Origin of the sequence: Aquibacillus saliphilus (genome assembly GCF_020404745.1) — a bacterium.
Lineage (GTDB): Bacteria > Bacillota > Bacilli > Bacillales > Amphibacillaceae > Aquibacillus > Aquibacillus saliphilus.
On the sequence record NZ_JAIZAP010000012.1, the window covers coordinates 125,898 to 136,690 of the forward strand.

Consider the following 10,793-nt stretch of genomic DNA (forward strand, 5'->3'; position numbering starts at 1 on the left):
CTCCCTCCTATTATTAATTTTGGCACTGATCAATACTTTATGAGGTGAATGAAATGGAATTAGTTGAAATAAGACATGAATTAGATAAAATGGCTAAGCTATTAGCTGACTTTAGGGGGTCTCTTTGACTTAGAAGAAAAGAGAGGCCGGATTGCAGAGCTTGATGAAACAATGACAGATCCAGAATTTTGGAATGACCAACAAACAGCTCAAAAAGTTATCAATGAAGTGAACGAGTTAAAGGATCTAGTTCATACGTTTGATAAGCACCAAGAGTCGCTAGAGAACCTTGAAGTATCTCACGAGTTAGTAAAAGAAGAGGATGATCCAGATCTTCGGGCTGAGTTAGAATCTGAGGTAAGTGAATTAGCTGAAGCGTTAAAACAGTTTGAACTTTATATGCTTTTAAGTGAGCCATATGATAAAAATAATGCGATTTTGGAGCTGCATCCTGGAGCAGGTGGAACAGAGTCACAGGACTGGGCTAGCATGCTTCTACGTATGTACACCCGTTGGGCTGAATCGAAAAAGTTCAAAGTGGAAACAATGGATTATTTACCTGGTGATGAGGCTGGAGTTAAGAGTGTGACTTTAATGATAAAAGGTCATAATGCTTATGGTTATTTGAAGGCTGAAAAAGGTGTTCACCGGTTGGTTCGAATCTCTCCGTTTGATTCATCAGGACGCAGGCATACGTCGTTTGTATCTTGTGATGTAACACCAGAGATGGATGATGATATTGATATTGATGTTAATACCGAGGACTTAAAGATAGATACCTATCGTTCTAGTGGAGCTGGTGGACAGCATGTTAATACAACAGATTCAGCTGTGAGAATAACCCATCTTCCTACTAATACAGTAGTTACTTGTCAGTCAGAGCGCTCGCAGATTAAAAACCGCGAGAGTGCAATGAAAATGTTAAAAGGTAAATTATATCAATTAGAAATAGAGAGGCAACAACAAGAACTGAATGAAATACGCGGAGAACAAAAAGAAATTGGCTGGGGAAGTCAAATTCGTTCTTACGTCTTTCATCCATACGCGATGGTCAAGGACCATCGGACGAACCACGAGGTTGGCAATACACAAGGTGTGATGGATGGTGATTTAGACCCGTTCATTGATGCGTTTTTGCGAGCCCAAATGGATTAAACAAGTTTAGTGGCACTCTTCACTTACGAAGGGTGCTGCTTTTTTATGCGCTGTTGCTATTAAAACGTCTCAGTTGATAGAAATTGCGACGTGACTTAAATCCTGGTGAGTGCATAATACCTGCCCCGGAAATACACTCAAAAGGACCTTCATAATGCTTATGAAAGTTTAATTTCATCATTTTCTCTATCAAAAGGACCTTCATAGTGCTCATGAAAGTCTCTTTTCATCACTTTCACTATTAAAATGACTTTCATAGTGCTTATGAACGTCTCTTTTCATCACTTTCACTATCAAAAGGACCTTCATAGTGCTCATGAAAGTCTCTTTTCATCACTTTCACTATTAAAATGACTCTCATAGTGTTTATGAACGTCTCTTTTCATCACTTTCATTATCAAAATGACCTTCATAACGCTGATGAAAGTCTTATTTCATCTCTTTCACACTCAAAAGGACCTTCATACTCGATAAACAGCTTATGGATCACTTTGATTCATTATCCAAGTGTATTTCTCATTCACCTTGTAAACAACCTCTCTGGGTACCCGCCACGTACTTTCCAGTATGACGTGGTATGTTACGTCGGAGTTTATAGGTATTGTGCAAAAGCAATAGTCTTTACGTAAAACTACTTGTTGTCTTTCGATTATACTACGTCTAAGATGGGACATCTTTCTTTTAGCACGTCAGCTTTCCATCACACTAAAGCGATAAACATTGGTGTGGCAACATTTACACGCGTATTTAGTCATGTTATACTCCTTAAGGTTGAATAGGTCTTATCAAAATATAAGATGATTGCAAATTTTAGATTACAGTGAAAATGATCAAACGATAAAACAAATTTATTAACGAGGTGCAAAAGTTATGATGGCAAAATATAGACGCGAACCGATGCCTGTTTATCTAGTGAATATAATCGAATATACACTAGTGTTGATTGGCGCTTTCTTTGTAGCAATGGCATTTAATGTCTTCTTGCTGCCACATGAAATAGCATCTGGTGGGGTAGCCGGAATAAGTACAATCACAAAATCACTGTTCGGATGGGAGCCTTCACTCGTTCAGTGGCTGTTAAATGTTCCTTTATTTATCTTAGGTGTAGTAATCCTTGGGAAAAATTTCGGGGCTAAATCACTCGTAGGTACGGTAATGTTACCGTTTTTCGTGTTTCTTACAAGAGACTGGCCAGCTGCAACGCCAGACCCTTTACTAGGAGCAATATTTGGTGGTATGTGTGTTGGCTTAGGGATTGGAATTGTTTTTAAAGGTAAAGCCTCTACTGGTGGAATTGATTTAGCTGCGCAAATATTTCACAAGTTCATCCCGCTTCCACTCGGAGTTTGTGTTGCTTTATTTGACGGATTAATAGTTCTAACTGCGACATTTGTTTTTTCAATTGAACAGGGACTATATGCCCTAATTGGATTATTTATTACCAGTAGAACGATCGACTTTGTCCAGGTAGGGTTAAATACATCTAAAAATGTATTGATCATTACAGATAAAATTGATGAAGTACGTCAAGAATTATTAATGGATGTTGACCGCGGCGTTACCGTTTTAAATGGAACAGGCGGTTACACAGACCAAGAGAGACGGATTATTATGTGTGTTGTTGGTCAGAATGAATTTAGCAAGGTGACACAAATCATTAGGCGGGTTGATTCGAAAGCGTTTGTTGTGGCAATGAACGCTACTGAAGTACTAGGCGAAGGGTTTAAGACCTGATAACTTTGGTACTAAGACCCTTTAATAGAAATGTTCTTTAACGATTGTTCGGATATAAAGTAAGTGTGACTAAAAAACTCGTGACTACAGGGTTAATAGATGAAAATAGAGTACTATCGTAGGCATGGAAAATGATATAAGTCATTTTCCATGCCTACTTGAGCTGTGTTTTAAAGAATAATAGAGTGCTCCAACAACTAATAATGGATAGCGAATTTTGTAACAAACATGTTTATCTCGGACCCAATTTAAGCAATGAATTTACAAAATACTGAGTGATTATCCATAAAGTTACAGGCATTGAAATATAAATGTAATAATTTTATGTCTAAAAAAAGTGCGAATAGATGTTATAATAATTGGGACTTGATATTTCGACACAACATGCAAGTTTATACTTAACTATTCAGTCAGTATAGAGACACAACATACTAATGATAAAAGGTGATAGATATATGATAGATATGCAGGAAGTGTATAAGACTTACCCAAACGGCGTAACTGCTCTAAATGGCATTGATGTCAAAATAGAGTCAGGTGATTTTGTCTATGTTGTTGGTCCTAGTGGAGCAGGTAAATCTACATTTATAAAATTAATATTCAGAGAAGAAAAGCCGTCAAAAGGCACTATTCTCGTTAATAATAAAAATCTTCATAAAATGAAATGGAAAGATGTCCCGTTTTTGCGAAGGGATATTGGTGTAGTCTATCAGGATTTTAAACTACTACCTAAAATGACTATCTATGAAAATGTTGCATTTGCGTTAGAGGTTATTGAAGAAACACCTAAGAATATTCGTAAGAGAGTAATGGAGGTTCTCGATTTAGTTGGGCTTAAGAATAAAGCTCGCTTTATACCAGATGAATTATCCGGTGGGGAACAACAGCGTGTTGCGATAGCTAGAGCGATTGTTAACTATCCGAAGCTTCTGATAGCGGACGAGCCTACTGGTAACTTAGATCCTGATACATCTTGGGAAATTATGAGGATTTTAGAAGATATAAACGCAAGTGGAACTACTGTCATTATGGCAACACACAGCAAAGAGATAGTAAATACGATTAAGAAGCGCGTGATAGCAATTGAAGGCGGACTAATTGTACGTGATGAACATCGAGGTGAATACGGCTATGAAATTTAGAACAGTAAAGAGGCACTTTCGCGAAGGTTCGAAAAATATTTGGCGAAATGGATGGATGACAGTAGCTTCAGCTGGGGCAGTTACAACAACACTAGTTTTAGTTGGGGCATTCTTAGCATTAATGATCAATTTAAATCAAATAGCTACCAATATAGAAGAGGACGTTGAAATCAAGGTATTGCTTGAATTGACAGTGGATGAAGCAGCAATTGAGACAGTAGGGGACAAAATAGACAAAATCCCTGAAGTCTCATCAGTAAATTTCTCCTCTAAGGAAGACGAGCTAGCGAATTTGATTGAGAGTATGGGAGAAGAAGGGAACTCTTGGGAATTATTTGAACAGGACAACCCTCTTAATGATGCATATGTTATTAAAACCGAAGACCCACTCGATACAATAGATGTAGCTGAGAGGATTGAGGACTTAGATGAAGTACAGGAAGTAAATTATGGGAAAGATGTAGTTCAAAATCTATTTCGATTTAATGAACTTGCTAGAAACATAGGTTTAGTCTTAATTATTGGGCTGATTTTTACGGCGATTTTCTTAATTTCAAATACAATTAAAATTACCATCATGGCTAGACAAAAAGAAATTGGAATTATGAAGCTTGTCGGTGCAACTAATGGATTTATTCGTTGGCCATTCTTCGTTGAAGGCCTGCTACTTGGCGTATTAGGTAGTGTTATACCAATAGCAGTGATAGTTACCGGTTATCATTACGCAACAAACAATATTTCTGCGTTGACACAATTTGCTTTCGTAGAACTGTTACCATTTAATCCATTTGCTTGGCAATTGTCACTAATTATTCTTGCAATTGGAGCAATCATTGGTGTTTGGGGCAGCGTAATGAGTGTTCGGAAATTCTTGAAAGTTTAATAGGAAAAAATTAGTTGAATAGATTCAGAACTAACTAAATAGGAAAAAGGGGAATTTTCGCCAATGAATAAGATGTTAGCTTCGCTTGTTATAAGTATTGTAACTATTGCAGCAATCATACCAGCTTCACAGCATGTGTTTGCTGAAGGTTTAGATGATGTAAAAAAAGAAATTGACGAACTTAAAGAAGAAAGTAGTAATATAAAGAGTGAACAAAATAGTATAAATAATAAGAAAAAAGAAACTGACAGTAAGATTGAGGAAAATCAAGCTGAGCAAAACACCGTTTCGAATCAGATTGCACAGCTTGACAATCAATTAGCGGATACTCAATCTAAATTACAGACAAAAGAAAATGAAATAACAACCACAAATGGTGAGATTGAACAAACAACAAAAGAAATAGAGCAGTTAAAAGAAGATATTACTATTTTAATAGACAGAATTGAACAAAGAGAAGATCTTTTGAAAAATCGTTTACGTGCATTACAGCAAAGTGGGGGAGATATTAGTTACTTAGAAGTTTTAATGGGCGCCCAAAACTTTGGTGATTTCCTAAATCGAGCTAGTGCTGTAACAAAAATCATGGATCAAGATAAAGGAATCATGGAAACACATCTTACAGAAAAAAAGGATTTAGAAACTAAACAAAAAGAAGTAGAAGAAAAAAAGGTTAGCCTAGAAGAAAAGAAAGCATCTTTAGTGCAGCAAAAAAAGGAGCTAGACTCACTTAAAGCTACACTTAACTCTCAAAAGGAAGAAAAAGCAAACTTAATGGCTACACTTGAAGAACAAGAACAAGAACTACATGACCATAAAATGTCATTGGCAGAGGAACAACAAGTATTAAGAGACCAAAATGCTATTATTGAAAAAGCAATGAAAGAAGCTGAAAATGAGGCAGCTAGATTAGAGCAATTGGCTAAAGAAAAAGCAAGAGCAGAAGAAAAAGAAAATCAGAGTAGTGGGAGTAGTGATACTTCAACAACTAGCCAGTCATCTAGTTTGTCAGCTGGAGGCAGTGGTATATTTAGCTGGCCTGCTACTGGAAGATTAAGTTCAGGTTATGGTGGCAGAAGTTTGGGTTATCATAAAGGTATCGATATTGCTAACGGTGTGGGAACAAGAATATCAGCAGCAGCTTCTGGTGTAGTTACACGATCAGCTTTTTCTTCAAGCTATGGTAATGTTGTGTATGTCTATCACCCTCAATATAATATGTCAACTGTTTATGCTCATATGGTAAGTAGAGCAGTATCCTTAGGTCAGTCAGTAAGTGAAGGACAAATGCTTGGTGGAATGGGTAATACTGGACGTTCATATGGAAGTCATTTACACTTTGAAGTACATAATGGTCGTTGGAGCCAGGGTAATGGAATCAACCCAATGGGCTATTTAAAATAATTAACAGGACATGATTAGGACAAGTATGGCATAAACTATAGTTAGAAGGCATCGCACATATACGGTGTGGTGTCTTTTTGTTCCATACATAGCAGTAATCGTCAACACGGAGAATCAATAAATAGAGGTGGATATCGTGAATGTAAAAAAGATCTACATAGTAGGTATTTTGGTTGCTGCGTTAGTACTGGGAGGAGTTGGTTCCTATATTGGTGTGGAGCTAGCTCAAAGTGATGAAACAACAAATGAGTCTAATGCAAATGGACAGGACACGGGTAAGGGAAGTAACTTTGTCGATTTAAGTCCTGATCAACAAAAGGATTTGTTTGATAACGCAGAAGAACTGGATGAGATGTCCAAAGTGATGCAAGCATTTGAACTTATTCAGGATAATTACCTAGAGGAAACCAATAAGAATGAGCTTATTCAAGGTGCAGTTCAGGGCATGCTAGACACCTTAGATGACCCCTACAGTGTATTCATGGATAAGGAAACAGTTAAGGAGTTCAACAATCAAATTGAGTCATCATTCGAAGGAATTGGTGCAGAAGTTAGTATGGTCGAAGGTAAGGTAACGATTATAGCGCCAATCAAGGATTCACCTGCAGAACAAGCTGGGCTAAAACCAAATGACCAGATATTGAAGGTAGATGATGAAAGTGTTGAAGGACTAGATTTGTATGACGCTGTTTCTAAGATCAGGGGCGAACAAGGTACTAAGGTTACCTTAGAAATTGAACGTCCAGGTGTATCAGATTTACTTACAGTTGAATTAACTCGTGATGATATACCACTAGAAACAGTATATATGGAGACAAAACAAGTAGATGGTAATAAGGTTGGAGTCATAGAAATTACATCTTTCTCTGAGAAAACTGCGGAAAGATTCCATGAAGTATTAACTGAATTAGAGAAAGACGAGATTGATGGTTTAGTTATTGATGTACGTGGCAATCCCGGAGGACTTTTGCCGTCGATAGAAGAGATACTGAAAAACTTTATAACAAAGGACCAGCCATACCTTCAAATTGAGGATCGTAATGGGGAGAAGTCACGTTACTTTTCAGAGCTAGAAGAGCAGAAGGATTACCCTATTAGTGTGCTTATTGACGAGGGGAGTGCATCAGCTTCTGAAATACTAGCTGTATCAATGAAAGAAGCTGGAGGCTACGATATTGTAGGAACGACTAGTTTTGGTAAAGGTACAGTACAACAGACTATCCCGATGGGTGATGGTAGTACGATAAAATTGACACTATTCAAATGGTTATCACCTGAAGGTAACTGGATTCATGAAAAGGGTGTTGAGCCAACAGTAGAGGTGAAACAACCAGATTATTTCTATACGAATCCTATTCAAGTCGAAGACGCACTTACTTATAATCAAAGTGATGAAAAAATTGCGAATGCACAAATTATGCTTAAAGGTCTTGGATTCGAACCGGGAAGAGAAGATGGCTTCTTTAGTGAACAAACTGTAGAAGCAGTTAAACAATATCAACAAGCAAATGATCTAGAAGATACTGGTGAGATTGATCAACAAACAGCAGAACTGTTGCAAACTAGCATCATTGAGCAAATTAGAAGTGGTGAACACGATAATCAACTAGATAAAGCGATAGAAGTGTTGTTTCAATAGTAAAATGATAATCCGCGAGGAAGCTCGCGGGTTATTTATTTTTCATCGCAACATTTATTTAATCTAGGCAGGAATTCCTATTCAAATCTCGAATTTATCTTATATAGTATTATAATGATATTGGTGTTTTTCAGAGTATCTGGAAGGAGTAAGACAAATGGAGGATTGGTTAATAGAAATTGCAAAAGGCATTGGTAAATTGTTTCTTAATCCTTTACTATATTGGTTTGCTATCTTAACGTTACTAGCCTCTAGAAAGAGAATTAAGCGAGAACGTCTAAGTTTTGGTACGAAGATTTTTAATGCGTTTACAGAAACTAAACATACTTGGACGCTATCATTAACAAGTGGTATTCTGCTGTCAATAATGGCAGTTGGGTTAGGATTTATGTTTAATTATGCAGTCATACTCTTGTTAATAACTGTCATGTTCTTATTTTCTTTGACGATGAAGTTTACATGGTTATCTGCAGCTTATACATTTGGTTTTACTTATTTATTATTATTAGTTATCCCAACAGTACTGAATGGTATCGTGCCAGTCTACTTAATTGAGCAAATACAAAACGTGAACTTTGTTAGCTTTACGGTATTATTAGGTTTGTTTATCATTATTGAAGCAATTATGATGTTACGAGTTAAACGGAGCGAAACGTTTCCTGAGCTTATTAAAGGAAATCGTGGTAAATGGATTGGGCAGCACCGAATTAAAAAAATTGCAATTATCCCTTTTTTTACATTGATTCCTAGTGGTGCAATATTACCATTTACTGACTGGTGGCCATTTTTTTCTATTGGCGGTGAAAGCTATGGATTACTTGTCCTACCATTGATGGTTGGATTTGATCATGTTGCACGAGGTTCCACAGCAATTAAGAGTGTCAGAAGACTAGGTCAATCGATACTAATACTAGGACTGTTAACATTAGGTTTAGCGGTATCTGGTTTTTATCTACCGATAATGACGATTGTTGCTGTCACAGTGGGAATTATAGGTCGGGAACTGATCTCATACCGCTTCCGACATAAAGACCAACAGATGCTCCCTTTCTTCAGTCCTGATCAGACTGGTTTGTTAATATTAGGGATAATACCTGGCACACCAGCAGATCAACTTGGAGTGATGGTTGGGGAAAAAATAATTAAAGTGAACGGACAGCGTGTTTCAAGTGAGCAGGAATTTTATGAGGCGTTACAATCAAGCAGTGCGTTTTGCAAATTAGATATCCGTGACGACCGTGGAGAAATACGGTTTGTCCAGCGTGCAATGTATCAAGGTGAACACTATGAGCTTGGAATTGTATTTACGAAAGAACAAAACCATACCAGTAAAAAGGACAGATTAGCATAGCCTTTCAATGGTACTATAACTGAGTTCAGAACAATTCTGTTCCTCAGTTATAGTACTCTATTATAATTATAAATATAAACCATCAATTCGATCACTTCAAAATATACCCCATTTATAGAAAATCCCATCAGCGTTTATCATCATTACTTATTGGGAATCTTACCATTATAATAAGATATGTACCTATTAGCTAAAGGAGAGCATCCTTATGGATAAAGTAGCAGTCATTTATAACCCTAACTCAGGCAAGAAAAAGTTATCTGGATTAATCGATACAATTACTGCAGAATTACGAGAGGGATTTCAAGAAGTAACCGTTTATCAAACAGAAAAAGGTGGAGATGCTGCCCTTTTTGTTAACGAAATTGCAGAAAGTGTTGATTGCATTATTGCGGCTGGTGGCGATGGTACGGTTAATGAGGTGGTTAATGCATTATCTGTTATCGATAAGCGCCCTGCTCTTGCTATTATTCCAGGCGGTACTAGCAATGATTTCTCTAGATCGATAGGCATGTTTCAGAATCCATTAAAGGCTACTAGTCAGCTCTTAGAAAAAAACGTAGCAGAAATTGATGTTGGCAAAGCAGATAATAGTTATTTTTTGAATTTCTGGGGGATAGGTCTGGTAACAGAGGTGGCTCTTAGCGTTGATGCTGAAGCGAAGGATAGCTTTGGACAACTTGCCTATTATATTCGAACTGCCCAGACAATGGGGCAGGTAAAGCCATTTCAATTACAAATCGAGTCAAGTTCCTTTCAGTTTAATGAAGAAGTGGTCATGCTGATTGTTGGTAATGGTATGTTTACGGGTGGAGTTAATGCGTTTTTTCCAAAAGGGAATATACAGGACGGTATGTTAGACGTTCTCATCATAAAGGAAACGTCTGTTCAAGCCTTCTGGTCAATGCTTCAATCTAAGCTAGTTAAGGAACCTACTGTCGATGAAGGAATAATTTCCTTTCAGACAGATCAGCTTACCATTACAACTTCTCCTAACCAACCTATTGATTGTGATGGGGAACAGCGAGATTATACTCCTTCTAAAATAAAAGTGTTACCTAAACATATCAAAATGATCGTTGGGAATATAGAAGTAAAAGCGTAAAGCGGGTGGCTTGTGAGCCTCCTCGTGCTGCGCGACTTGGAGGCCTCACCGAAGCCTTTCCTCCCGCAGGACTTGAATAGACATACCTTGAATCTTCATCGTTCGATGCAAAGCTTTCGAAGTATATCTGGCCTGCGGAACTGCGCGAGCCGAAGACCCCGGATTTATTCTCACTCGGCGTCCCGGAATGCGCACTCACCCCGGGTTTATTCTCACTCGGCGTCCCGGAATGCGCACTCACCCTGGATTTATTCTCACTCAGCGTCCCGGAATGCGCACTCACCCCGGGTTTATTCTCACTCGGCGTCCCGGAATGCGCACTCACCCTGGATTTATTCTCACTCAGCGTCCCGGAATGCGCACTCACCCTGGATTTATTC

At 37.8% G+C, this 10,793-nt stretch carries 8 protein-coding genes; all 8 read left to right on the forward strand.

From position 1 onward, the window contains the following. Positions 1-53: 53 nt before the first annotated feature. Positions 54-1,155, forward strand: a protein-coding gene (gene prfB, locus LD272_RS13595) for a peptide chain release factor 2 (RefSeq protein WP_226037151.1) whose coding sequence is annotated in 2 segments (ribosomal slippage) — positions 54-125 and positions 127-1,155 — 1,101 coding nt in all. Because the reading frame shifts where the segments join, the coding sequence is not laid out codon by codon here. Between the two features lie 873 nt (positions 1,156-2,028). Next, a complete protein-coding gene (locus LD272_RS13600) occupies positions 2,029-2,889 on the forward strand; it encodes a YitT family protein (RefSeq protein ID WP_226037165.1) in 861 nt (286 codons plus the stop codon). 455 nt (positions 2,890-3,344) lie between these two features. After that, a complete protein-coding gene (gene ftsE / locus LD272_RS13605) occupies positions 3,345-4,031 on the forward strand; it encodes a cell division ATP-binding protein FtsE (protein ID WP_226037152.1) in 687 nt (228 codons plus the stop codon). Then, the gene (gene ftsX / locus LD272_RS13610; RefSeq protein WP_226037153.1) at positions 4,021-4,914 is read left to right on the forward strand and encodes a permease-like cell division protein FtsX; all 894 of its coding nucleotides are present in this window, start codon (positions 4,021-4,023) and stop codon (positions 4,912-4,914) included. The genes ftsE and ftsX overlap by 11 nt, the downstream gene beginning before the upstream one ends. Before the next feature lie 63 nt (positions 4,915-4,977). Then, positions 4,978-6,318 carry a murein hydrolase activator EnvC family protein gene (locus LD272_RS13615; RefSeq protein WP_226037154.1) on the forward strand — a complete coding sequence of 447 codons (1,341 nt, stop codon included), beginning with the start codon at positions 4,978-4,980 and terminating at the stop codon, positions 6,316-6,318. Between the two features lie 136 nt (positions 6,319-6,454). Beyond that, the gene (locus LD272_RS13620; protein WP_226037155.1) at positions 6,455-7,957 is read left to right on the forward strand and encodes a S41 family peptidase; all 1,503 of its coding nucleotides are present in this window, start codon (positions 6,455-6,457) and stop codon (positions 7,955-7,957) included. A gap of 157 nt (positions 7,958-8,114) precedes the next feature. Next, positions 8,115-9,308, forward strand: coding sequence for a PDZ domain-containing protein (locus tag LD272_RS13625; protein ID WP_226037156.1), 1,194 nt, complete (start codon positions 8,115-8,117; stop codon positions 9,306-9,308). A 208-nt stretch (positions 9,309-9,516) separates the two neighbouring features. Then, a complete protein-coding gene (locus LD272_RS13630; RefSeq protein ID WP_226037157.1) occupies positions 9,517-10,413 on the forward strand; it encodes a diacylglycerol/lipid kinase family protein in 897 nt (298 codons plus the stop codon). Positions 10,414-10,793: the final 380 nt, after the last annotated feature.